Genomic DNA, 21,725 nt, shown 5'->3' on the forward strand with positions numbered 1-21,725 from the left:
TACGGCCCCCGCCGCTCGTTCGTCGCTCAGACGGAAGAACCGTGCCGCAGCCATCCCCTGGGCCAAGGCAAGAGCGACCAGACGCCGGCAGGTCTCCTGGCTCGCGGGTCGTCGCTCGATGCACGGCCTTCCCAGACCTGGCGGTCCAGTGGCTGGCGGATGGAAGGCCCGTCCGCGCATGTGCATCGCGCTCACCGCTTACAGTTGCAGGGACAGCCTCGGATTCAGGCGACATCAGCCGCCTTCACCGCGTTCCCATTTTAATCCCCTCTCGGGGAACCGGCGCGATCAATGCTCTCGGGATTGAATGTTCGCCCCCTCGAACGAGGCGGCTGATAAGCAGAAAGATACCGCTTCGCAAGTGCAACAAATAGACGCTCTCATTAGAGCGGACGGATCGCCTGTAATCGCCACAGCCGATTGTAGTACAGATCGATCCGCGTCAGCGGTGCGCAATCGATACGCAATGCGGCTTCGGCGGATAGGCCGATCGCGGCGGCTATTGCCGCGCGCATGACCATCGGATGGCTGATCGCGAGTGTCGCTTCGGTTCCGGCGCCGACGTTGTCCAGCCACGGCGTCATGCGCGCGACGAGATCACCGAATCGCTCGCCCCCCGGCGCGGCGCGGGTCGGATCCGCGATCCATGCGGTCAGCCCGTCCGGATCGCTTGCGTGGATCGCTGCGAAGCTGCGCCCGCTCCAGTCGCCATGATCGATGTCGCGCAGCGCCGCATCTTCGGCACCGGACAGGCCGGCCATCTCCATCGTCTGACGCGCCGCGCGGGCAGGGCTGCACAGGATCACGCCAGCGTTGGGAAGGTCGAGAGCCGCGACCTTGCGCTCGCCGCCCTCATCCACCGACTCGTCGGGCGCTGGAAAGCCGCCTTCGCGCATCGATCGTGTGGCGGCGTGGCACAATAATGTCAGTCGCACGTCCACTTGGCCTTTCAGGATCGTTGACGTTTCGCCCCGTTCCGGCCAAATCGTGCGGACAGGTTCGAAGAAGAAGAAGCCGGTGCAAATCCGGCGCGGTCGCGCCACTGTTATCGCCAGCCTTCGCAAGCTGTCGAGAGCCAGACCTTCGAGAACCATCTTGTTCGCGGGACGCGCAATCCCGAAGGAGACTGACGATGGCCGCTGCTGCTGTGTTCGCCGATGACGCTTTCATTCCGCTGTCGGACAGCGGCGCGATCCCGCTGCGCGATATCGTGCCCTGGGCGATCTTCGGCCTGCTCCTTGCGATGATCGCGCTCTATTTCGTCAGCACCGAACAGGGCGCCTATGCCTTCTTCGACGGCATGTACGTGCACGAATTTGTCCACGACGGGCGTCACCTTCTCGGCTTCCCCTGCCACTAAGGCAGGCTATCCGATGACTCGGGATCTTCTGATCCGCGGCATGATCGCGGGGATCGTCGCTGCGTTCATCGTGACGATGTTCGCGCGGCTGGTCGCAGAACCGCAGGTCGATCTGGCGATCGCGTTCGAAGCCTCGCGCGATCAGGCCGCACACCGCCATGCGGGCCACGCGATGGCGATGCCCGCCGCGCCCGAACCCGAACTGGTAAGCCGCGATACCCAGAAGGGCGTCGGCCTGCTGACCGCGACGGCGCTCTATGGCGCAGCGGTGGGCGGCATCTTCTCGCTCGTCTTCGCGGTGATCTATGGTCGCGTCGGCACGCTCGGGCCGCGATCCTTGTCGTTGCTGATGGCGATCGGCGCGTTCATCGCGATCGCGCTGGTGCCGGCGATCAAATATCCCGCAACGCCGCCGGCCGTCGGGCAGCATGAGACGGTGGTGTTCCGCACGCTCACCTATTTCGCGATGATCGCGCTTTCGGTCGTCGCGATGGTGCTCGCGATCAAGGTCGGCCGCGCCTTTGCGAACAAGGCGGGCCCCTTCAACGCGATGCTGATCGCCGCCGGCGCTTATGTCGCGATCGTCATCGCGGTGCAGTTCGCTTTGCCGGCGATCAACGAAGTGCCCGCCGACTTCCCCGCCGTGGTCCTCTGGCGCTTCCGCATCGCCTCGCTCGGCGTCCAGGCGATTCTGTGGGTGGTGATCGGGATCGGCTTCGGCGCGACGGCCGATCGCGTGCTGCGCAAGCGATTGAGCAGCCGCTAGAGGAAGCAAAGCGCCCCAATTTCGGCCATTTACCGAGCTAGTGACACACTCTGAAAGCGGCCGCTTTCAAGTTGTGCCTCTGGCGCTCACATAAAATTCCATTTGTTCTGCCGACGGCCAATCACGGCCGTGGAGAAGGGTCATAGCTTCTATCTCGAGGAAATGCTCGCTGAGGGTGATCCGGTGAGGCTTGCCGAACTGGAGGCGCTGCGCGACGCGAGGGATTGAGCGGTTTGGGAAATCCCCCGCACCAACCATCCCTTCGAAACCGAACCAGGTTCGGGAACGCGATCCTCGCTCGGACGTATCAGCGTCGTGCCCGAAACGATCCCACCCGCCCTCTCCCCGCGTCGACGCATCCGGATCGTGATCGCCAGTCTGGCGGCGGCGGTCGCGGTGTTGCTGATCGCGCTCGCTGCTTTTCCCTGGGGCCTGCTGCGCGGGCCCGCGGAGCGCGCTTTGTCGCGCCATTACGGACAGCCAGCGCGGATCGCGGTGCTCGATCGGGTGGACCGATTCGGCTTTCATCCGATCGTCGAGGCGCGTGGCGTGCGACTGCCGCAGGCGCGCTGGGCGGGGGCGGGCGAGCTCGCGCGGATCGATCGGGTCCGGGCGCGCTTTTCGGTGTGGGCAATGCTGACCGGACGCTTCGAGCCGGTCGATGCGACGATCGAGGGTGGCCGCATCGGCTTTGCCCGCGCGGCGGACGGGCGAGTCAACTGGCGTGATGGGCCGAAGCCGGCCTCGTCCGACCGGCGCGGAGAGCGGCCCATGCTGGAGCAGATCCGTCTCAACGATGTCCGCATCACATATAAAGATGCCAAGCGCGATCGCGACTTCGATGTCGTCCTGAACGCCGGTTCGGCGGGGTTGCGTCTGTCGGGCACCGGCCATGTGAAACGCAACCCCGTCACCCTGACCGCGACGGGCGCGCCGATCGTTGCCGGTCGGCCATGGCCCTTCCGCGCCGCGATCGACGGACCTGCGGTCGCAATAAGCTTCGTCGGCCGGATGGATGGCCCGCTCGACATCAACCACCTGACCGCGAAGGCGACGGCGCGGGCCGACGATCTGGCGCTGGTCGACGCGATCATCGAGGCGGGGCTGATGGGCACGCAGCCCGTGCGCCTGTCCGCGCAGGTGCGGCGCGACCGGCCCGACTGGCGGATCAGCGGGCTGAGTGGCACGATCGGTCGATCCGACGTCGCGGGTGATGCGACGATCGTGAAGCGCGACGGGCGCACGCGGATCGACGGGCGGATCACGTCGCGGCGCTTCGCGTTCGACGACATCGCGTCGGACGCGGGGCTGGCCAAGGCGGCGGCGAAGCGGGCGCGCTTCGGGTTGCGGCTGATCCCCGACACCGCGATCGACCTGGACAATGTGCGGCGCACCGACGGGCGGCTGTCCGTGAAGGTCGATCGGCTGATGTGGCCGGGGCCGTCGCCGATCCGCAGCCTGGATGCCGTGATCATGGTCGATCGCAGCCGGCTGGAGATCGCGCCGCTGCGCATGGGGCTGACCCACGGGACGATGGCCGGGCGCATCACGGTCGACCAGCGGGGCGGGCGACCGCCGGAGCTGAAGGTGGTGCTCGACATCGATCGCGCGAGCTTCGCGGACTTCCTGCCCGGCACGATCGACGGACCGTTGACCGGCCGCGCGCGCGTGACCGGACGGGGGCTGACGGTGCGCGAGGCGATCGGGCGCGGCGATGGCGCCGTGGCACTGGTGGTGCGCGAAGGGACGATCGGGGCACGGACGGCGTCGCTGCTGGGGCAGGATGTCGGGCGCGGGCTGACGACGGACAAGGACAAGCAGACCGGCCTGCGCTGCATGGTCGCGCGGCTCGACATCCGTGGCGGGACGGCGCGGGCGAATCCGGTCCTGATCGACAGCCACCGCGCGCTGACCCGCGCGAGGGGGACCATCGACCTGAAGACCGAACGCCTGGCCTTCGCGGTCAACGGCGCGCCCAAGGGCGACAGCCTGTTGCGGCTGCAGGGGACGATCGGCGCGCGGGGGACGATCAAGCGACCGGCGATCGAGCTGCCCGAAAAGGCGAAGTCGGTCGGCGGGATCCTGGCCATGATCGGTGACGCGATCGCCGACAAGCAGGAGCCAGCGGCCACCGATGCCGATTGCGCCGGGGCCGCGAATCGGGCGCTGGGCGTCCACTAGATCACTTTGGCGCTCGTTTCGTCGTTGGCCGCGGGCGATTCGTCCGAATCACTGAACCCCTTTCATCGATGCCGCGGTTGACTGTGCATGAGGTACGATCAGCTTATGCTCCGCCCCGGCCTGACCGCGATTGCCGCTGTCCTGGCCCTGTCTTCCACCGCCGCGCTCGCCCAGAGCGCCGACGCGCCGATGGTCGCGCCGCCGCCCGTGGCAGCGCCTGCCCCTGCGCCGACGCCGACCGTTTCGGCCGCGCCGGCGACCAGCCCCGCCCCGGCCGGTGGCGTCGTGACCGCGCCGATCATCGGCACGGCCAGCGCGTCGACGGCTACCCCCGCACCGGCGGTGACCCCGCCGGCCGCCCAGCCGGCGCCGGCTCCTGCAGTCACGAGCAGCGTGGCTGACGAGCCGGCCCCGGCCCAGGCGCGCCGCACAGTGACGCAGCGGACCGAGACGCGCACCGCCGCGCCGGTCGCGGCCGCCCCGGTCCAGGCCGCCCCCGTGACGCCGGCTGCCACGCCGACGCCCGAGGTTTCGCCCGCCCCGGTCGCGCCGGCCCCGATCGCCCGCGCGACCCCGGCACCCGCGCCGGCCCCGACCCAGACGACCACGGTCGACATGGATGAGGCACTGCCGATCGCAGGGGGCGCGGCACTTGCGCTGATCCTGTTCGGCGGTGGCGCCTATGCCTTCAGCCGTCGCCGTCGCGACGACGAGGAGGTCGTCTATGCGGACACGACGATGGTCGCCCCTGCGCCCGCCGCCACCGCGACCCCGGCCTTCGCCGCGCCGCTGATGATGGGCGACACGCAGTCGGGCGCCCGTGCCGTCGCCACCGCGCCGACCGGTGCGACGACGACGCTGCCGAGTGGCTTCGACATCTCGCGCTTCGGCCGCCACACGCAGGCCGCATATCGCGGGCCGACGCCGGAGAATCCGTCGCTTTCGCTGCGCAAGCGGCTCAAGGTCGCCAGCTTCTATGACGGCCGCGAGCGGATGGCCCGCGAGGGCAAGCCGGTCGAGACGTTCGCACCGTCGGCGCCGATCCCGGCCGCAGCCGCCGAACGCCGCCCGGCCACGACGGATCACATCACAGTCCGATCGCCCAGCCGCCCGCGCACCGGATTCCGCCCGGTGTATCAGGGCTGATTTGGCAGGCCTAAACCCTTAACCGCCTGACCCGAGAGGGTCGTACCGGCGCCGTCGTCTCCCCACCGGAGGCGGCGGCGTTCGGCTGTCTGGAAGTTGTCAAAGTTGTCACTACGTCCGCGCCGGAATCGCTTCCGCGGCGATCAGGGCGAGTCCCCGCCGAGCAGGCGGACGCGCGGACGCGAAGATGCGGGCGTATAGCATTCGGACGGGACGGGCGGCGGCGGCGCCCACGGTTCGTAAAGCGGCTGCGAAGCCGGTTCGGCGTCGTCGCGATGCTCGTCGGGGCTGACATCGTCTTCATCCCACAATTCGGCGTCGGCTTTCGCCCGGGCGGCCTGAAGTTCGGCGAATGCGCGCTGGCTCTCCGCAAAGGAGCTATTGCTTGCCTCCGCATCCCGCCGCCATTGCTCGGCGATCTGCGCCTGGACCTCCTCCTCGGTGGGGAAGCTGGGTTCGATGCCGTTTAGGGGCGTAAGATCCTCCGGGCTTTCGCCATCGGCCATCGCATAGGCCGCCTCCATCGCGCGATCGGTGGCGATGTTGAGCATGACCGCGGCGGCATCGGGCGGGCGCTGCGCCGTCAATTTGTCGATGAATCGGCCGTATCGGGTGGGATCGCGATAGCGCAGGATGAACTGGGCCAGGCGCTCGTCATAATGGATCCGCTCGCCCACCTGTTCGCCCTTGTAGAAGATCGGGCGGGAAACGCCCTTGATCGCGCGGCTGAACACTGCATCGGACAGGCGGCGCACCGCATAATCGAGTGCGGCCTCCCACGCCTGGCGAAAGCTGACCGCGTCGATCCGGCGGCGCAGTGCGTAAGCGGCGGTGGCGGATATGCCGACCCGCTGACACGCCTCCTCCACGCAGCCGCATTCGGCCAGCGCCTCGATAAAACCCTGTTGCCGTTCGGGCGTGAAGCCGTCGCTGCGCGCGCGCAGCGCGACAGGGGTGAAGGATCGGAATCCCGGCCGCGTCGCCTTCGCAGCGGCGGGGGGATGCTTGTGCGCCTTGGCCCGGCGCGGGGGGTTGCGTCGCTTCTTCATGGATCAGGATGGATCAGAAAAGCGCCGTGTAGGACAGCGATTTCGGACGGCGGCGGCTGTGGCAGGTGGCGGGCAGGGATAGGCCCATTTTGGAGCCACTTCGGATTGTTTGCGGGCCCGCTTTGCCCGACCGTGCGCACCAACAGACGGGGGCGTCATGGGTTCGGACAGGCAGGGCAGGAACAGGGCGGGGGCGCATGGCTGAACCGCCCTTCACCGCCGAACAGGAGGCGCGCATCCGCGCGATCATCGAAGAGGCGCGGCGCGACGAATGGGCCGACGCCTATGTCGTGCCCGACGATCTGGCCGCGATCCGCGATCTGCCGGCTTATCCGCCGGAGACGGGCTGGGCCGGGGTTATGCGGCTGGTCGTCGCGGTGATCGCGATTGGCGGGGTGGCGATCGTGGGAGCGCGGGCGATGGGGTTTTAGGCAGAGGCAGCGTTCACGATGAGCCGCAGTCGCAAGACATCACCTTATGTTGGCCACACGACGGCGGCGACCGATAAGCCGTTCAAGGCGCAGTCGTCCCGGCGCGAGCGACGGCTGGTGGCCGCGCGACTGGGTTCGACGCTCGATGGCGATGCGTTGCCGGTGAAGCGCTGGGCGCTGACCGATCCGAGCGAGTCGATGAAGGACGGCAAGCAGCGGATCGACGATCCGGATTCGCGGTGGCTGCGGAAATAAGGATGGCGCGGATCAAGGTGGTGATGTCCGCAAAGTTGGATCACCCCTTGGTCCCCTCCCTGCAGGCAGGGAGGGAGGGGAGGTATTTTCTGAATGTCGATCCCGCTTGGGGAAGGGCTTGAATCGGCCTCAGCGGGCGAACTCGATCAGATCCCACAGATTGCCGTAGAGATCTTCGAACACCGCGACCGTGCCGTAGTCGTGCGTGGCGGGTTCGCGGACGAAGCGGACACCTTTGGCGGTGAAGGCGGCATGATCGCGGGCGAAATCGTCGGTCGCGAGAAACAGAAAGACGCGCCCGCCCGCCTGATCGCCGACGGAAGCCGCCTGTTCGGGCGTGGCGGCGCGGGCGAGGAGAATATTGGTAGCGTTCTCGGGCGCGCCCGGCGGGCGGATCGTGACCCACCTCTTGTCCTGCTCGGGCTGATAGGTGTCCTCGACCAGCGTGAAACCGAGAGTGCCGACATAGAAAGCGAGCGCCTCGTCATAGTCGCGGACGATCAGGGCGATGTGGGCGAGATGGGGCATTGAACACGTATAAATGGTGAGTCAGGATAAAACGAGGCGAGCCAGTGTTCGCCAAGTGTACCATGATATAGAAGGTTGTTTAGCTGAGTTGTTCATCGTACGTTCTCTTTAAAGGAGGCGATTCGCGATGGAAGAGGTTTCTACGATCGAGCAGGCTGTAGATCAGGTTTCCGATAAGCTGGAAGCCCCCATTACCGGTTCATCAGAGGCCAGTACTAAGGCGAAGAACGCTGCGAGACCTAGCTCCAAGAGCGGAACAAATAAGGCTGGAAGTGCATCTAAGGCTGGTGCAGCCAAGGCAATTCCTGCGAGCAAGAAGGATATCGCCTCGAAGCCTAGTAAACCTGCGGCAGCACCTTGGACGTTCCCGAAAACCACTCTCGAAGAGGCGATAAAGATCGCACGGGCGATTGAGGAGCAAAATGCGGGTAACCCAATGAAGCCCGATATGCTCGCTAAGGCTGTTGGATATAACTCGGTAGCCGATTGGCGATTTCTGGACCTTTTACGAGCGGCAAATCAGTACGGCTTAGTCACCGGGAGTGGAAAAATATCGCCGGTTGGGCTGACTCAAATCGGTCAAGACGTTGTTGCTCCGAGTGCGCCAACTGCGCGGCCGAAGGCCCTCATGGCTGCGTTTCGCTCGGTCGAAGATTTTCAGAAAGTAGAAGATTTCTATAATGGTAAGAAGCTACCAGAAGATGAGTTCTTCGAAAACAATCTATACCGAGAATTCGGCATCCCTCGTGAACGAGTTAAATCGTTCATCGAGACATTTACTAGTAACTTAAATTACTTACATGCTTTCCGCCCCGATCGCTCGGGAACCGGACCGGTAGTGACGACGGAATTCCGTCAGAGAGAACCCGACGTGTCCGGGATAGATGATGGAGGAACAGGTCGTCAATTTTTAGACACTTGCTTTGTAATGATGCCATTTGGACAATGGATGGATGCTTATTACCGAGAAATTTTTGTTCCAGCTATTCGTGAAGCTGGTTTAGAGCCAATCAGAGCTGATGAGTTATTCTCCACAGGATCCGTTATCGAGCAAATCTGGGAGCAAATATCGCGAGCCAAAGTGCTCTTGGCGGATTTAACCGGGAAGAATGCAAACGTATTTTACGAGCTGGGTTTAGCTCACGCTGCCAATAAACCAGTAGTTTTCACCACAGGAGATTTGGAAGATGTTCCTTTCGATCTTCGTCATCTCCGCGTTGCTGTTTATGATATCCGTGATCCAGCATGGGGTGAGAAACTACGAAATACGCTGTCTGTTTATCTAAAGGCAGCCAAAGCGGATCCCGGAAAATCGGTACCCCAGCCATTTAGGAAGCAAATGGCCGTAGCTGAATAGGCGTCATTCCTCCCGCAGCGCTATTCCTAGAGCCGAAATTTCAGCGGAGAGATTGGACACCTCACCTTCCAAACCCTCTCCATTTATCATGCTATAGGTGCCGGCTTGGACCGCTGCAGCAGCTTGGATAAACGATCCGACGAGAGCCGGATTGGATGCGGAAAAGCCTGGGCCAAATTCGTGGTCAATTTTGTTAATCGCGCTGTTTAGAAATTGACCTACGATATAGGAGCTGTCGCTTGCGAGTTGCTCCCATGTAGCAGAGATTTCATATCTACTTGCCCTAGCCATCTTGGTTCTCCCGTAATATTTTTACCTTACTCCGCCGCTGGCAGGTAAATCTCCCCGCCCTTCTCGCGGAATTTCTCGCTCATCTCGGCCATGCCGGCTTCGGCGTCCAGATCGAAGCCCCCTCCACCATGCTGCGCATGGTCCCCCTCCCCGTGCCGGGGAGGATTGGCGGCGAGGAAGCTATCGGCGGTCTGGTTCTGCTTGGCCGCGAAATCGCGCACCTCTTGCGTGATCTTCATCGAGCAGAATTTGGGGCCGCACATCGAGCAGAAGTGGGCGGTCTTGGCGCCTTCGGCCGGGAGCGTCTGGTCGTGATATTGCTCGGCCGTGTCGGGATCGAGCGAGAGGTTGAACTGGTCGCGCCAGCGGAATTCGAAGCGGGCGCGGCTGAGCGCGTCGTCGCGCAGCTTCGCGGCGGGGTGGCCCTTGGCGAGATCGGCGGCGTGGGCGGCGAGCTTGTAGGTGACGACGCCGACCTTCACGTCATCCCGATCGGGCAGGCCCAGATGCTCCTTGGGCGTGACGTAGCAGAGCATGGCGGTGCCGAACCAGCCGATCATTGCAGCACCAATCGCCGAGGTGATGTGATCGTAACCCGGCGCGATATCGGTGGTGAGCGGCCCGAGCGTGTAGAAGGGGGCTTCGCCGCACGCCTCCAGCTGCTTGTCCATGTTCGCCTTGATCTTGTGCATCGGCACATGGCCGGGGCCTTCGATCATCACCTGAACGTCATGCTTCCACGCGATCTGGGTGAGTTCGCCCAGGGTGGCGAGTTCGGCGAACTGGGCTTCGTCATTGGCGTCGGCGATCGAACCGGGGCGCAGGCCGTCGCCCAGCGAGAAGGCGACGTCATACGCCTTCATGATCTCGCAGATTTCCTCGAAATTCTCGTAGAGGAAGCTCTCCTTGTGGTGGCTCAGGCACCATTTCGCCATGATCGATCCGCCGCGCGAGACGATGCCGGTGACGCGCTTCGCCGACATCGGGATGAAGGGCAAACGAACACCGGCATGGATCGTGAAATAATCGACGCCCTGTTCGGCCTGCTCGATCAGCGTGTCGCGGAAGATTTCCCACGTCAGATCCTCGGCGACGCCGTTCACCTTCTCCAGCGCCTGATAGATCGGGACGGTGCCGATCGGCACGGGCGAGTTGCGCAGGATCCATTCGCGGGTGTCGTGGATGTTGCGGCCGGTCGACAGGTCCATCACCGTGTCGGCGCCCCAGCGGATCGACCAGACCATCTTGTCGACTTCGGACGCGACATCGCTGGCGACCGCCGAATTGCCGATGTTCGCGTTGATCTTGACCAGGAAGTTGCGGCCGATCGCCATCGGCTCGGATTCGGGGTGGTTGATGTTGCTGGGGATGATCGCGCGGCCGCGGGCGACCTCGTCCCGCACGAATTCGGCGGTGACATAATCGGGGATCGACGCGCCGAAATCCTGCCCGTCGCGGACGAGCTGTTCCTTCAGCGCGGCGCGGCCGATATTCTCGCGGATCGCGACATATTCCATCTCGGGCGTGATGATGCCGCGGCGGGCATAGTGCATCTGGCTGACATTCTGTCCCGCCTTGGCGCGCAGCGGGCGGGTGACGACGTTGGGGAACGGCTTCACGCCCGCCGAACGATCCGGGCCCTTCAGGCCGTTATCCTCGGGCTTGATCGCGCGGCCCTGATACTCCTCCACATCGCCGCGGCCGATGATCCACTCGCGGCGCAGCGGGGCGAGGCCGGCGGAAATGTCGATGCGCGCCTTGGGATCGGTATAGGGGCCGGAGCAGTCATAGACGCGGACCGGGGGTTCGTTCGCGGACGGCTCCAGCGCGATCTCGCGCATCGCGACGCGGATGCCGCCTGGGCCCTCGACGTGGATCTTGCGGCTGCCGCGGATCGGGCCGGTGGTCACGCCGATTTCGGTAGGGGTGGGGACGTCGGCCATCGCAATCATTCCTTCGCATGATCGAAGAAAGAAGGATTGCGCGTGTGTGACGCCGTCCGCTTCCTCCGCCGGCTTCACCCGGATCAGGTTCTACGGGTCGTGCGGAACGCCGCACCTCTCAGCCGCCTACACGGCCCCCCGGGGATGAACCGAGCTTATGGGATGCGGGGCGGCGTGTCCACCGGCGCGGAATTGTAAAATCTTGTAACGCCTGCGTAACCTTTGTCGCAGGCGGCCGTGCGGGGTGGTGCATTGCAGCGAGGCGGTTATAGTCGGCCGCATGGCGACTGCCCCGACCTATGACCTGATCATCATCGGGGGCGGGCTATCCGGTGGATTGCTCGCGCTCGCATGCCAGCGCGCGCACCCCGAACGGCGCATCCTGATGATCGAGGGGCGCCCCGCGCTGGGCGGCAACCACCTCTGGTCGTTCCTCGACACCGATATCGACGCGGGCGATCGGCCGCTGCTCGAACCGCTCATCTCCTACGGATGGCGGCAGGCGCACGTCATCTTCCCCGCCTATCAGCGCATGATCGGATCGCAGCTGTACGGCGTGCGATCGGATCGGTTCGACGCGGTGCTGCGCGACACGCTGCCGCCCGAATCGATCATGACCGGCAAGACCGTGATCGATGCCGGCCCGACCTGGGTCGAAATGGAAAGCGGCACGCGGATCGAGGCGAAGGGCGTGGTCGACGCGCGCGGCGGCGCGGACCTGACCCTGCTCGATCCGGGCTGGCGCAAGTTCGTCGGCTACGAACTGCAGCTTGCGGGCCCGCACAGCGTGCGTCACGCGCGGATCATCGACGCAGGCGTCGAAGTGCAGGAGGAGGGGCTGAGTTACTGCACGCTCCTGCCGATCGAGAAGGACACGTTGTTCATCGAAGAGGTGCGCTACGGCCGCGATCCGACGCTGAACGTGCCGGGCTATGCCAAGCGCATCTTCAATCTGGCGGCGCGCTTCGGCTGGAAGATTTTGGACAGCGCGCGCGGACAGGCCGGGGTCATCCCGATCACGACCGGGGGCGATTTCGAGGCGTATTGGAATTCGGGCGGGCCGGGGGTGGCGAAGGTGGGCGTGCGCGCGGCCCTGTTTCACCCCGTCACCGGCGCCTCGCTGCCCGATGCGGCGCGGACGGCGCGGATGATCGCGGAGATGCGCGACTGGTCGGGCGAGGCGCTGCACCGCACGCTCCACGCGCATGCCGCCAAGATCTGGGGCCGGCGCGATTATTATCGCCGCTTCGCCCGCGCGCTGCTCGACGAAAATGCGCTGGCCGAACAATATAAGCCGCTCGAAGTGCTCTATACCAAGGAGCCGGCCACGATCGCGCGCTTCCACAATATGCGGCTGACAATGATGGACCGGATCGCGCTGAGCCTGGGCGACGGCCCGATGCCGCTGTCGGCGGCGCTGAAGGGGTAGCAACATGAAGCGGCTGTGCGTGTTCTGCGGATCGAGTCCCGGCAACGACCCCGCTTATGCCGATGCGGCGCGCGCACTGGGGCGGGCGATCGCGGAGGCGGGCATGGGCCTCGTCTATGGCGGCGGGCGCGTGGGGCTGATGGGAATCGTCGCCGACGCCGCGATGGCGGCGGGCGCCGAGGCGATCGGCGTGATCCCGCAGGGGCTGTTCGACAAGGAGGTCGGCCACAAGGGGCTGACCGAGCTGCGCGTGGTGGATTCGATGCACACGCGCAAGGCGATGATGGCCGATCTGTCGGACGGCTTCGTGGCGCTGCCCGGCGGGATCGGGACGCTGGAGGAATTGTTCGAAATCTGGACCTGGGGGCAGCTGGGCGACCACGCCAAGCCCTTCGCGCTGCTGAACGTCGGCGGCTTCTACGATCCCTTGGCCGTCTTCCTCGATCGGCTGGTGGAGACGGGTTTCGTCAAGGCCGAGCATCGCGGGATGCTGGTCACGGGCGACGAACCGACCGCGCTGATCGCTGCGATGCGCGCTTACGAGCCGCCGGCGCTGGGGAAGTGGATCGAGAAGCTGGAGCGGTGATGTCCGCTAGGCCGTAAACTCATAAAGCGAATGGCTGAATTGGGGTGGAAAGCGGACGTAACGATTATCCCGCTCGTGATGCTTCCGCGCCCAAGACTTCGCGAACCCAGCTAATTTGATCATCGCGATAACCTGGATCTTTTGCGCGAATGTCGAAGTCAGACAGGTAGTGCCAGACGTCTTCCGGGACGTCGCTGGCGAAAGCTTGCCCACGAACGTCAGCAAGAAGGCGCAAGCCCCGCTGGACAAGCTGACCAGCATCGCAGCCTTGGGCTTCGTCGCTCACCAAGGCCTGCAACTCCGAGAAGAATGCCCCGCGATCCATCGCGTAATCCTACTCCTCTACGGAACGTCCGCAACTGGGGCGCTTTCTGCCATTCCCGTTTATCAGTCCACAACCTAACATCCTCCCCCGCCAGGGGGAGGTGGCAGCCGCAGGCTGACGGAGGGGGAGGATGCGGTGCGCTTGCAGGGTTCGTCCGACGCCAAGCGAAATGCCAAACGGCTGCGCCAAGAAATGACGCCGCCGGAGTTGGCTCTGTGGCAGGCGCTGCGTTCGAATCCGGAAGGGTTGCGTTTTCGCAAGCAGCACGCCGCCGGCGACTATGTCCTCGATTTCTACTGTGCGCGGGCGAAACTCGCGATCGAGGTGGATGGCGAAGCGCATGATCGGGGCGATCGTCCGGCGAGGGACGCGGTTCGTGATGCTTGGCTGGGCACTCAGGGCGTGCAGGTTGTGCGATATTCGGCGCAGGAGGTACTCACCAATCTGGAAGGGGTGGTGCGGCATATCGTTATGATCGCGATCGAGCGGTGCGGCCGGGAAGGAGTTCGTCGCCGTCCTCCCCCTCCGTCGCCTGCGGCGCCACCTCCCCCTGGCGGGGGAGGATGAATAAGGTAGGCTCACCCCAAAATCCCCAAGGAGATTCCCATGACGAACGGTCCGTGGAGCCATCATCGCAGCAGCGGCATGGCCGATGATATCGACTTCGAGATCAAGGGGCAGGAGCTGCAGTTCGTCGAGATCGAGCTGGATCCGGGCGAGAGTGCGGTGGCCGAAGCAGGCGCGCTGGTGTGGAAGGATGCGGCGGTGGGCATGACGACCGTGTTCGGCGATGGATCGGGTGGCGCGGGCGGCGGGTTCATGGACAAGCTGCTGGGGGCGGGGAAGAGGCTCGTGACCGGCGAAAGCCTGTTCACGACGGTGTTCACCCACAATGGATCGGGCAAGGCGCGGGTGGCGTTCGCGTCGCCGACGCCGGGGTCGATCCTGCCGATCCGGCTCGATCAGCTCGGCGGGACGCTGATCTGCCAGAAGGATTCGTTCCTGTGTGCGGCCAAGGGGGTGTCGATCGGCATCGCCTTCCAGCGGCGGATCATGACCGGGCTGTTCGGCGGCGAAGGCTTCGTCATGCAGAAGCTCGACGGCGACGGATGGGTGTTCGTCCAGATGGGCGGCACGGTGATCGAGCGGGAGCTGGCGGCGGGCGAGGAACTGCACGTCGACACCGGCTGCATCGCGGCGTTCACGCCGTCGGTCGAGTTCGATCTGATCGCGGCGGGGGGCGTGAAATCGATGCTGTTCGGCGGCGAGGGCGCCTTCTTCGCGCGGCTGCGCGGGCCGGGGAAGGTGTGGGTCCAGTCGCTGCCCTTCGCGCGGCTGGCCGGCCGGATGCTGGCGGCGGCCGGCGGCGGCGGGCAGAATCGCGGCGAGGGTTCGGTGCTCGGTGGGCTGGGCGACCTGATCGGGGGGAACAGATAGCCACATTATCCTCCCCCGCCAGGGGGAGGTGTCAGCGCAGCTGACGGAGGGGGAGGATGCGGTGCGCTTGAGGGGTTCGGCTGGCGCTAACCGCAATGCCAAAAGGCTGCGGCAGGAGATCGCCGCCCGAGCTGGCCCTGTGGGAAGCGCTGCCACGAAACGAGGCTGGTCTGCGCTTTCGCAGGCAGCACGCGGCAGGCGATTACGTGCTCGATTTCTACTGTGCGATCGCGAAGCTGGCGATCGAAGTCGACGGCGAAGCACATGATCGGGGCGATCGTCCGGCGCGGGATGCGGTTCGGGATGCGTGGTTGGCGGCGCAGGGCGTGATGGTGGTCCGTTATACCGCGCAGGATGTGCTGACGAATCTCGACGGCGTGGTGCGGCATGTTTTGATGGTTGCGGCTGAGCGGCGGGAGCAATTCGGGGTTCGTCGCCGTCCTCCCCCTCCGTCGCCTGCGGCGCCACCTCCCCCTGGCGGGGGAGGATAAGGGGAGGTGGCGTGTTCCGCTTCGATTAGAACTTCACGTTGATTTCGCCGCCGAAGGTGCGGGGTTCGTTGAAGAAGCCGCTGACGCCCGACTGCGGGCTGCGCGACTTGTAGAAGAGATGCTGTTCGTTGAAGAGGTTGCGCGACCACAAAGCAACCGTGACCAGCGCGGCCGAGCCCGGCATTTCGATATCGGCGATCGCGAGGCGGCCGTTGACGATGAACGCCTTCTCGCCCTTCGGCTGGCGGACGTTGGCCGGGTTGTTCGGCCCCAGATAGACCGGGTCGTTGCCGTTCGAATAGAAGCCGCCGTCATAATTGCCGTCGATATGCGCGCGGATCGCATAGCCGTTCATCGGCAGTTCGTAGTCGATCGCGCCGCTGGCCGAATGTGCGGGGGTGTAGGTCTGGTAGATCGGCACCGCGATCGTGCTGACCACGCCCTGCGCATTGGGATAGGGGTTCACCGTCGCCGGGATCTTCACATATTGATAGGCGTAGGAGGCCGAGAGCGTCAGCCCGTCGACGGGCAGGACGGTCAGTTCGGCCTCGACACCGCGCAGATCGCCGTCGCCGGGCGCGTTGATCGTCGAGGTGGTGGTGCGCGTCTGGCGGATGCCGCCGGTTTCGTAGGGGCGGCTGAAATCGACCTGGATATCCTTGTAGGTGCCCAGATAGCCGGCGATGTTGAAGCGGGCGTGGCGATCGAAGAACTCGCTCTTGAGCCCGATTTCGAAGATCGACACCGATTCGGGATTGAACGGATCATATTCCTGCGAGCGTGAGTTCGCGCCGCCCGATTTATAGCCGGTCGACCATTTGCCATAAGCGTGGACATCGTCGGTCACGTCGAAGGCGAGGTTGACCATCGGATCGACGCGCGACCAGCTGGCGTCCAGCCCGATTTCGGCCGAGACGCCGTTGCGATCGACCGGCAGCAGGCCGTTCACGATTTCCAGCGCGCCATGCTTGCTGTCCCTGGTCCAGCGCAGGCCGCCGGTCAGGTGGAGGCGATCGTCCATCAGGTCCGGAGTCCAGGTCGCCTGGCCGAAGGCGCCGATGCTCTTGGTGGTGACGTGGCTGGCGCGGTCGATCCGCTGGGCGCTGCGGACGAGGGGGGTGACGGTGTAGGCCGAACCCGCCGCATTGGTGAAGGCGGCGGTGTTGTAAGCCTGCGCATTATCGCGAACATGCTCGCGATAATAAAGCGCGCCGGCGACGAACTTCACGCGGTCGAGCGAGCCGATCACCTGGACTTCCTGGCTGCGCTGATTCTGCGCGAAATAGGCCAGGCTGTAGCGCGCGAAGCCGAAGTTGAGGAAATTGCCGGTCGCGTTCGACATGCTCGACGCGGCCGAACCGTTGTCGAGCTGGTCCTGGGTGAGCTTGCGATACGAGCTGATCGACCTGAGCGTGATCTGCGGCGAGACCTGATAATCGAGCGTCAGGCGATGGCCGTGGACCTTGCCGGTGCTGATCTGCTGCGGAACGCCGACATTGGCGGTGCGGACGCGTGTCGGCTGGATCGTGGCGAGCGCGGCCTGCCGGTTCGCGCCGGGGGCGATGAGGTTCAGGTAGAGCGGGGTCGATTCGTCCTTCGACGTATCGAACGAATAATCGGCGCTGAACTCGGGGCTGGGCTTCCACAAAGCCTCGGCGTGCAGGCCGCGCTTGTCGTACTGGTTGAAGCCTTCGGCGCCCGACAGCGGGTTCTTTACCAGCGGATCACGATGCGCGACGACGCCATCGAGCTTGACCGCGATATTGGCGAAGGCGGGCAGATCGACATGGACCTCGCCCTTGTAATGGCCGAAATTGCCATAGCCGCCGGTGGCGTTGACGTGGAACTCGCCGGTCGGCTTCTTGGTGGTGATGTTGACCGCGCCGCCTTCGGTGTTGCGGCCGAACAAGGTGCCCTGCGGACCCTTCAACACCTCGATATTCTCGATGTCGAACAAGGCGGTGCCCAACCCTTGAGCGCGGCCCAGATAGACGCCGTCGATATAGACGCCGACGCCCTGATCGCGCGCGGGCTGATTGCCGTCCGAAAGCACGCCGATGCCGCGGATGTTCACGATCAGCGCCGAATTGCGCGAATAGAAGGGCGCGACCTTGAGCGAGGGGATCGCGCCGTCGCCCAGATCGACCAGCGAGGTGACGTGGCGGTTGGCCAGATCCTCGTTGCGGAACACCGAGATCGAGATCGGCGTCTTCTGCAGGTTTTCAGGGCGCTTCTGCGCGGTCACGACGATTTCGGACAGGCCGCCGCCGGACTCCATTCCAGCGGCATCGTCCGCCACCGGGGCGGTGGCGGGGACCTGCGCCGCCGCGAAGCCCGGCGTGCAGAGCGTGAGGGCGAGGATGAGGCGCGAGGCGGCTGCCCCTGAACGACGACGTTGCTGGATCATGGCTGTGCTTCCCTGATATGCATCCGCCCTGATCGGCGGTTCGTCGCGGCGGTTACGCGCGCCCTGTTGCGGTGCAGCGAAGGAATCGTTTCTAAATCGTGACGATCGTATTTCGTATATTTCCGCCTGGCGGGCGGCCACGCGGACGGGGCGTTCAGCTTGACGCAAGGCGCGCGCGCCTAGGCCGGCGCCATGACCCGGATCGCCCGCCTCCTGCCGATCGTGCTGATCGCGCTTGCCGCCTGCACCACCGTCTCGCCCGAGGCGAAGGTGCGCGCGAAACTGATCGAGGCGGGGGTGAAGCCGCCCGTCGCCTCCTGCATGGCCGAACGGCTGGTCGACCGGCTGTCGCTGGCGCAGCTCAAGCGGCTTCAGTCGCTCAGCGGGCTGGCGCGCAAGGACGTGAACGCGATGAGCATCGACGAGATCGCGCATCGCCTGCGCGGGCTCGACGACCCCGAGATTACGGCCGTGGTGCTCAAGACCGGGCTGGGCTGTTCGATCGGGTTCTGATCGCCGCTATTGCGCATTGCAGCGCGCGGGGGTTCCCTTAGCCGTCCGACTATGCTTTAGCGCCCGGGATTTCTTCGGACTCGGGGATCCTTACCACATGAACATCCATGAATATCAGGCCAAGGAACTGCTCGCGAAATTCGGCGCGGCCGTGCCCGCCGGCTTCGCGGCCCTCACGGTCGAAGAGGCTGTCGAAGCCGCCAAGAAGCTGCCCGGGCCGCTTTATGTGGTGAAGGCGCAGATCCACGCCGGTGGCCGCGGCAAGGGCAAGTTCAAGGAACTCGGCCCCGACGCCAAGGGCGGCGTTCGCCTGTCCAAGACGCTCGACGAGGTGAAGGCCAATGCGGCCGACATGCTCGGCAACACGCTGGTCACCATCCAGACGGGCGAAGCCGGCAAGCAGGTCAACCGCCTGTACGTCACCGACGGCGCGGACATCGCGAAGGAATATTATTTCTCGATGCTCGTCGATCGCAAGACCGGCCGCATCGCGATGATCGTGTCGACCGAGGGCGGCATGGACATCGAAACCGTCGCGCATGACACGCCGGAAAAGATCACCACGATCATCATCGATCCGGCCGAAGGCTTCATGCCGCACCACGGCCGCGCGGTGGCGTTCGCGCTGAACCTCACGGGCGACCTCAACAAGCAGGCGGTCAAGATGGCCGAGCAGCTCTACAAGGCGTTCGTCGCGACCGACATGTCGATGCTCGAGGTCAACCCGCTGGTCGAAACGACCGACGGCAAGCTGTTCGTTCTCGACGCGAAGGTCAGCTTCGATTCGAACGCGCTGTATCGCCACCCCGACGTCTTCGCGCTGCGCGACGAGACCGAAGAGGATCCGGCCGAAATCGAAGCGTCGAAGTACGACCTCGCCTACATCAAGCTCGACGGCAACATCGGCTGCATGGTGAACGGCGCCGGCCTGGCGATGGCCACGATGGACATCATCAAGCTGAACGGCGAATTCCCCGCCAACTTCCTCGACGTCGGCGGCGGCGCGAGCAAGGAGAAGGTGACCTCGGCGTTCAAGATCATTCTCGCCGATCCGGCGGTGAAGGGCATCCTGGTCAACATCTTCGGCGGCATCATGAAGTGCGACATCATCGCCGAAGGCATCGTCGCGGCCGCCAAGGAAGTGAACCTTTCGGTTCCGCTGGTCGTCCGCCTCGAAGGCACCAACGTGCAGCAGGGCAAGGACATCCTTGCCAAGTCGGGCCTCGCCATCGTCCCCGCCGACGATCTGGGCGACGCCGCCAAGAAGATCGTGGCCGAGGTTCGCAAGGCCGCGTGATTTCCCCCGTCGCCGCGGCCCAGGGCCGCGGCTTCGGATCGGGCGCGTGGGAGCTAGCCCGACCGGAATGCCGGGAACGGCATGACGATGCGTATAGGAGAAGTGGGAATGAAGATCCTCGTCCCCGTCAAGCGGGTGATCGATTATAACGTCAAGCCGCGCGTCAAGATGGACGGCACCGGCGTCGACCTGACCAACGTCAAGATGTCGATGAACCCGTTCGACGAGATCGCGGTCGAAGAAGCGATCCGCCTGAAGGAAAAGGGCATCGCGACCGAGATCGTCGCCGTTTCGATCGGCGAGCAGAAGGCCCAGGAAACGCTGCGCACCGCGCTGGCGATGGGCGCGGACCGCGCGATCCTGGTCGTCAGCGAGACCGAAGTCGAGCCGCTGGGCGTCGCCAAGATCCTGCAGAAGATCGTCGAGGAAGAGGCCCCCGGCCTCGTCATCCTGGGCAAGCAGGCGATCGATGATGACAGCAACCAGACCGGCCAGATGCTCGCCGCGCTCACCGGCCGTCCGCAGGGCACCTTCGCCAGCGCGGTCGTCGTCGAAGGCGACAGCGTGAAGGTCACCCGCGAAGTCGACGGCGGTCTCGAGACCGTGTCGCTCAAGACCCCCGCGATCGTCACCACCGACCTGCGTCTGAACGAGCCGCGCTATGCGTCGCTGCCGAACATCATGAAGGCGAAGTCGAAGCCGCTCGCGCAGAAGACCCCCGCCGATTACGGCGTGGACGTCACCCCGCGCCTCAAGACCGTCAAGGTCTCCGAGCCGCCGAAGCGCTCGGCCGGTATCAAGGTTGCTGACGTGGATGAGCTGGTTGCCAAGCTCAAGGCGATGGGAGTTGCGGCATGACGAGCCTCGTTTGGGTCGAACACGACACCGGCGCCATCAAGGACGCCACCCTCTCCGCCGTCACCGCCGCCGCTGCGCTGGGTGAGGTTCACGTTCTCGTCGCGGGTTCGGGCGTGGGCGATGTCGCCGCCGCCGCCGCGCAGATCGCGGGCGTCACCAAGGCGCTGTCCGCCGACGACGCGGCCTTCGACCATGTTCTCCCCGAGAATGTCGCGCCGCTGATCGCGGGCCTGATGGCGAATTACGACGCGTTCGTGGCCCCGGCGACCGCCAACGGCAAGAACATCGCGCCGCGCGTCGCAGCCCTGCTCGACGTGATGCAGATCTCGGAAATCCTCTCGGTCGAGAGCGCCGATACCTTCACCCGCCCGACCTATGCCGGCAACGCGATCGCGACCGTTCAGTCGTCGGACGCGAAGAAGGTGATCACTGTGCGCGGCACCGCCTTCGAAAAGGCGGCCCGCGAGGGTGGTTCGGGCACCGTCGAGGCGGCTTCGGGTGCGGGTGATGCGGGGCTTTCGAGCTTCGTCGGCGCCGAAATCTCGAAGTCGGAACGCCCGGAACTGACCAGCGCGAAGATCATCGTGTCGGGCGGCCGCGCGCTGCAGAACAGCGAGAACTTCCATTCGGTCATCGAACCGCTCGCCGACAAGCTCGGCGCCGCGGTCGGCGCGTCGCGCGCCGCGGTCGACGCGGGCTATGTCCCGAACGACTATCAGGTCGGCCAGACCGGCAAGATCGTCGCCCCGGAAGTCTATATCGCAATCGGCATTTCGGGTGCGATCCAGCACCTCGCCGGCATGAAGGACTCCAAGACGATCATCGCGATCAACAAGGACGAAGACGCGCCGATCTTCCAGGTCGCCGACATCGGCCTGGTCGGCGATCTGTTCAAGATCGTGCCGGAACTGACCGGCAAGCTCTGAACACAGCTTCGGCTTGAGAATTGGGGCGGTCGACCGATGGGTCGGCCGCCCTTTTCTTTTGTCCGCTCCTGATCCTCCCCCGCCAGGGGGAGGTGGCGCCGAAGGCGACGGAGGGGGAGGGGGAGGGCGGCGACTAACTCCTGCTCATC

Annotated in this window: 23 protein-coding genes and 2 riboswitches; of the genes, 16 read left to right on the top strand and 7 right to left on the bottom strand. The window is 65.0% G+C overall.

Annotated elements, in window-relative coordinates:
• Positions 1–69 precede the first annotated feature (69 nt).
• Positions 70–299, bottom strand: a riboswitch (cobalamin riboswitch).
• Positions 300–383: 84 nt separating this feature from the next.
• Positions 384–941, bottom strand: coding sequence for a histidine phosphatase family protein (locus FYJ91_RS06275; protein ID WP_149521449.1), 558 nt, complete (start codon positions 939–941; stop codon positions 384–386).
• A gap of 191 nt (positions 942–1,132) precedes the next feature.
• On the opposite strand from FYJ91_RS06275, the gene FYJ91_RS06280 reads away from it, so the two are divergent.
• The 4 genes from FYJ91_RS06280 to FYJ91_RS06295 all read left to right on the top strand — a co-directional run bounded on the left by FYJ91_RS06280 (position 1,133) and on the right by FYJ91_RS06295 (position 5,453).
• Positions 1,133–1,360, top strand: a complete 228-nt coding sequence (locus FYJ91_RS06280; protein ID WP_149521450.1) for a CbtB domain-containing protein — start codon at positions 1,133–1,135, stop codon at positions 1,358–1,360.
• 13 nt (positions 1,361–1,373) lie between these two features.
• The gene (locus tag FYJ91_RS06285) at positions 1,374–2,126 is read left to right on the top strand and encodes a CbtA family protein (protein WP_149521451.1); all 753 of its coding nucleotides are present in this window, start codon (positions 1,374–1,376) and stop codon (positions 2,124–2,126) included.
• Positions 2,127–2,441: 315 nt separating this feature from the next.
• Positions 2,442–4,307: an AsmA family protein gene (locus FYJ91_RS06290; protein ID WP_246152491.1), complete on the top strand. Its 1,866-nt coding sequence runs from the start codon at positions 2,442–2,444 to the stop codon at positions 4,305–4,307.
• A gap of 105 nt (positions 4,308–4,412) precedes the next feature.
• Positions 4,413–5,453 carry a hypothetical protein gene (locus FYJ91_RS06295; protein WP_149521452.1) on the top strand — a complete coding sequence of 347 codons (1,041 nt, stop codon included), beginning with the start codon at positions 4,413–4,415 and terminating at the stop codon, positions 5,451–5,453.
• Between the two features lie 143 nt (positions 5,454–5,596).
• On the opposite strand, the gene FYJ91_RS06300 is transcribed toward FYJ91_RS06295, so the two are convergent.
• The gene (locus FYJ91_RS06300) at positions 5,597–6,502 is read right to left on the bottom strand and encodes a hypothetical protein (RefSeq protein WP_149521453.1); all 906 of its coding nucleotides are present in this window, start codon (positions 6,500–6,502) and stop codon (positions 5,597–5,599) included.
• A gap of 197 nt (positions 6,503–6,699) precedes the next feature.
• Between FYJ91_RS06300 and FYJ91_RS06305 the strand changes: the two genes are divergently transcribed.
• Together FYJ91_RS06305 and FYJ91_RS06310 are read left to right on the top strand one after the other, a co-directional pair.
• The gene (locus FYJ91_RS06305) at positions 6,700–6,933 is read left to right on the top strand and encodes a hypothetical protein (protein ID WP_149521454.1); all 234 of its coding nucleotides are present in this window, start codon (positions 6,700–6,702) and stop codon (positions 6,931–6,933) included.
• Between the two features lie 18 nt (positions 6,934–6,951).
• A complete protein-coding gene (locus FYJ91_RS06310) occupies positions 6,952–7,188 on the top strand; it encodes a hypothetical protein (RefSeq protein WP_149521455.1) in 237 nt (78 codons plus the stop codon).
• Between the two features lie 129 nt (positions 7,189–7,317).
• On the opposite strand, the gene FYJ91_RS06315 is transcribed toward FYJ91_RS06310, so the two are convergent.
• Positions 7,318–7,716 (bottom strand): VOC family protein, encoded by a 399-nt coding sequence (locus FYJ91_RS06315; RefSeq protein ID WP_149521456.1) that lies wholly within the window; start codon positions 7,714–7,716, stop codon positions 7,318–7,320.
• Between the two features lie 127 nt (positions 7,717–7,843).
• On the opposite strand from FYJ91_RS06315, the gene FYJ91_RS06320 reads away from it, so the two are divergent.
• Entirely contained in the window at positions 7,844–9,073 is a 1,230-nt protein-coding gene (locus FYJ91_RS06320; protein ID WP_149521457.1) for a hypothetical protein, read from the top strand.
• Positions 9,074–9,076: 3 nt separating this feature from the next.
• Here FYJ91_RS06320 and FYJ91_RS06325 read toward each other — a convergent pair whose 3' ends face one another.
• Positions 9,077–9,364 carry a hypothetical protein gene (locus FYJ91_RS06325; RefSeq protein WP_149521458.1) on the bottom strand — a complete coding sequence of 96 codons (288 nt, stop codon included), beginning with the start codon at positions 9,362–9,364 and terminating at the stop codon, positions 9,077–9,079.
• A 26-nt stretch (positions 9,365–9,390) separates the two neighbouring features.
• Positions 9,391–11,307 (bottom strand): phosphomethylpyrimidine synthase ThiC, encoded by a 1,917-nt coding sequence (gene thiC / locus FYJ91_RS06330; RefSeq protein WP_149521459.1) that lies wholly within the window; start codon positions 11,305–11,307, stop codon positions 9,391–9,393.
• Positions 11,308–11,350: 43 nt separating this feature from the next.
• A riboswitch (TPP riboswitch) is annotated at positions 11,351–11,458 on the bottom strand.
• A 129-nt stretch (positions 11,459–11,587) separates the two neighbouring features.
• Between thiC and crtY the strand changes: the two genes are divergently transcribed.
• Together crtY and FYJ91_RS06340 are read left to right on the top strand one after the other, a co-directional pair.
• Complete coding sequence (crtY, locus tag FYJ91_RS06335) at positions 11,588–12,736, top strand: lycopene beta-cyclase CrtY (protein ID WP_149521460.1); 1,149 nt, start codon at positions 11,588–11,590, stop codon at positions 12,734–12,736.
• 4 nt (positions 12,737–12,740) lie between these two features.
• On the top strand, positions 12,741–13,322 hold the full coding sequence (locus FYJ91_RS06340; RefSeq protein ID WP_149521461.1) for an LOG family protein: 582 nt from the start codon (positions 12,741–12,743) through the stop codon (positions 13,320–13,322).
• 64 nt (positions 13,323–13,386) lie between these two features.
• Here FYJ91_RS06340 and FYJ91_RS06345 read toward each other — a convergent pair whose 3' ends face one another.
• The gene (locus FYJ91_RS06345) at positions 13,387–13,647 is read right to left on the bottom strand and encodes a hypothetical protein (protein ID WP_149521462.1); all 261 of its coding nucleotides are present in this window, start codon (positions 13,645–13,647) and stop codon (positions 13,387–13,389) included.
• 135 nt (positions 13,648–13,782) lie between these two features.
• Here FYJ91_RS06345 and FYJ91_RS06350 point away from each other — a divergent pair, with 135 nt between their 5' ends.
• The 3 genes from FYJ91_RS06350 (at position 13,783) to FYJ91_RS06360 (ending at position 15,575) form a co-directional block, all read left to right on the top strand.
• On the top strand, positions 13,783–14,214 hold the full coding sequence (locus FYJ91_RS06350; protein WP_149521463.1) for an endonuclease domain-containing protein: 432 nt from the start codon (positions 13,783–13,785) through the stop codon (positions 14,212–14,214).
• 39 nt (positions 14,215–14,253) lie between these two features.
• Positions 14,254–15,084 carry an AIM24 family protein gene (locus tag FYJ91_RS06355; protein ID WP_149521464.1) on the top strand — a complete coding sequence of 277 codons (831 nt, stop codon included), beginning with the start codon at positions 14,254–14,256 and terminating at the stop codon, positions 15,082–15,084.
• Positions 15,085–15,179: 95 nt separating this feature from the next.
• The gene (locus FYJ91_RS06360; protein ID WP_149521465.1) at positions 15,180–15,575 is read left to right on the top strand and encodes an endonuclease domain-containing protein; all 396 of its coding nucleotides are present in this window, start codon (positions 15,180–15,182) and stop codon (positions 15,573–15,575) included.
• A 25-nt stretch (positions 15,576–15,600) separates the two neighbouring features.
• Here FYJ91_RS06360 and FYJ91_RS06365 read toward each other — a convergent pair whose 3' ends face one another.
• Positions 15,601–17,982, bottom strand: coding sequence for a TonB-dependent receptor (locus FYJ91_RS06365; protein ID WP_149521466.1), 2,382 nt, complete (start codon positions 17,980–17,982; stop codon positions 15,601–15,603).
• A 192-nt stretch (positions 17,983–18,174) separates the two neighbouring features.
• Here FYJ91_RS06365 and FYJ91_RS06370 point away from each other — a divergent pair, with 192 nt between their 5' ends.
• The 4 genes from FYJ91_RS06370 (at position 18,175) to FYJ91_RS06385 (ending at position 21,576) form a co-directional block, all read left to right on the top strand.
• Positions 18,175–18,495 carry a hypothetical protein gene (locus FYJ91_RS06370; RefSeq protein ID WP_149521467.1) on the top strand — a complete coding sequence of 107 codons (321 nt, stop codon included), beginning with the start codon at positions 18,175–18,177 and terminating at the stop codon, positions 18,493–18,495.
• A 97-nt stretch (positions 18,496–18,592) separates the two neighbouring features.
• Positions 18,593–19,792 carry an ADP-forming succinate--CoA ligase subunit beta gene (gene sucC / locus FYJ91_RS06375; RefSeq protein WP_149521468.1) on the top strand — a complete coding sequence of 400 codons (1,200 nt, stop codon included), beginning with the start codon at positions 18,593–18,595 and terminating at the stop codon, positions 19,790–19,792.
• A gap of 108 nt (positions 19,793–19,900) precedes the next feature.
• Complete coding sequence (locus FYJ91_RS06380) at positions 19,901–20,650, top strand: electron transfer flavoprotein subunit beta/FixA family protein (RefSeq protein ID WP_149521469.1); 750 nt, start codon at positions 19,901–19,903, stop codon at positions 20,648–20,650.
• Positions 20,647–21,576 carry an electron transfer flavoprotein subunit alpha/FixB family protein gene (locus tag FYJ91_RS06385; RefSeq protein WP_149521470.1) on the top strand — a complete coding sequence of 310 codons (930 nt, stop codon included), beginning with the start codon at positions 20,647–20,649 and terminating at the stop codon, positions 21,574–21,576. Before FYJ91_RS06380 ends, FYJ91_RS06385 begins: the two co-directional genes overlap by 4 nt.
• The last annotated feature ends 149 nt before the right edge of the window (positions 21,577–21,725 follow it).

Source organism: Sphingomonas montanisoli, assembly GCF_008274695.1.
In the GTDB taxonomy this organism is placed as follows: domain Bacteria; phylum Pseudomonadota; class Alphaproteobacteria; order Sphingomonadales; family Sphingomonadaceae; genus Rhizorhabdus; species Rhizorhabdus montanisoli.

Bases quoted from the DNA above. Each gene is read 5' to 3' on its own strand.
- FYJ91_RS06280 (WP_149521450.1), top strand. From the start codon at position 1,133: ATGGCCGCTGCTGCTGTGTTCGCCGATGACGCTTTCATTCCGCTGTCG.
- FYJ91_RS06285 (WP_149521451.1), top strand. From the start codon at position 1,374: ATGACTCGGGATCTTCTGATCCGCGGCATGATCGCGGGGATCGTCGCT.
- FYJ91_RS06370 (WP_149521467.1), top strand. From the start codon at position 18,175: ATGACCCGGATCGCCCGCCTCCTGCCGATCGTGCTGATCGCGCTTGCC.
- thiC (WP_149521459.1), bottom strand. From the start codon at position 11,307: ATGGCCGACGTCCCCACCCCTACCGAAATCGGCGTGACCACCGGCCCG.
- FYJ91_RS06295 (WP_149521452.1), top strand. From the start codon at position 4,413: ATGCTCCGCCCCGGCCTGACCGCGATTGCCGCTGTCCTGGCCCTGTCT.
- FYJ91_RS06320 (WP_149521457.1), top strand. From the start codon at position 7,844: ATGGAAGAGGTTTCTACGATCGAGCAGGCTGTAGATCAGGTTTCCGAT.
- FYJ91_RS06315 (WP_149521456.1), bottom strand. From the start codon at position 7,716: ATGCCCCATCTCGCCCACATCGCCCTGATCGTCCGCGACTATGACGAG.
- FYJ91_RS06385 (WP_149521470.1), top strand. From the start codon at position 20,647: ATGACGAGCCTCGTTTGGGTCGAACACGACACCGGCGCCATCAAGGAC.
- FYJ91_RS06325 (WP_149521458.1), bottom strand. From the start codon at position 9,364: ATGGCTAGGGCAAGTAGATATGAAATCTCTGCTACATGGGAGCAACTC.
- FYJ91_RS06305 (WP_149521454.1), top strand. From the start codon at position 6,700: ATGGCTGAACCGCCCTTCACCGCCGAACAGGAGGCGCGCATCCGCGCG.
- sucC (WP_149521468.1), top strand. From the start codon at position 18,593: ATGAACATCCATGAATATCAGGCCAAGGAACTGCTCGCGAAATTCGGC.
- FYJ91_RS06355 (WP_149521464.1), top strand. From the start codon at position 14,254: ATGACGAACGGTCCGTGGAGCCATCATCGCAGCAGCGGCATGGCCGAT.
- FYJ91_RS06345 (WP_149521462.1), bottom strand. From the start codon at position 13,647: ATGGATCGCGGGGCATTCTTCTCGGAGTTGCAGGCCTTGGTGAGCGAC.
- crtY (WP_149521460.1), top strand. From the start codon at position 11,588: ATGGCGACTGCCCCGACCTATGACCTGATCATCATCGGGGGCGGGCTA.
- FYJ91_RS06310 (WP_149521455.1), top strand. From the start codon at position 6,952: ATGAGCCGCAGTCGCAAGACATCACCTTATGTTGGCCACACGACGGCG.
- FYJ91_RS06380 (WP_149521469.1), top strand. From the start codon at position 19,901: ATGAAGATCCTCGTCCCCGTCAAGCGGGTGATCGATTATAACGTCAAG.
- FYJ91_RS06340 (WP_149521461.1), top strand. From the start codon at position 12,741: ATGAAGCGGCTGTGCGTGTTCTGCGGATCGAGTCCCGGCAACGACCCC.
- FYJ91_RS06360 (WP_149521465.1), top strand. From the start codon at position 15,180: ATGCCAAAAGGCTGCGGCAGGAGATCGCCGCCCGAGCTGGCCCTGTGG.
- FYJ91_RS06300 (WP_149521453.1), bottom strand. From the start codon at position 6,502: ATGAAGAAGCGACGCAACCCCCCGCGCCGGGCCAAGGCGCACAAGCAT.
- FYJ91_RS06365 (WP_149521466.1), bottom strand. From the start codon at position 17,982: ATGATCCAGCAACGTCGTCGTTCAGGGGCAGCCGCCTCGCGCCTCATC.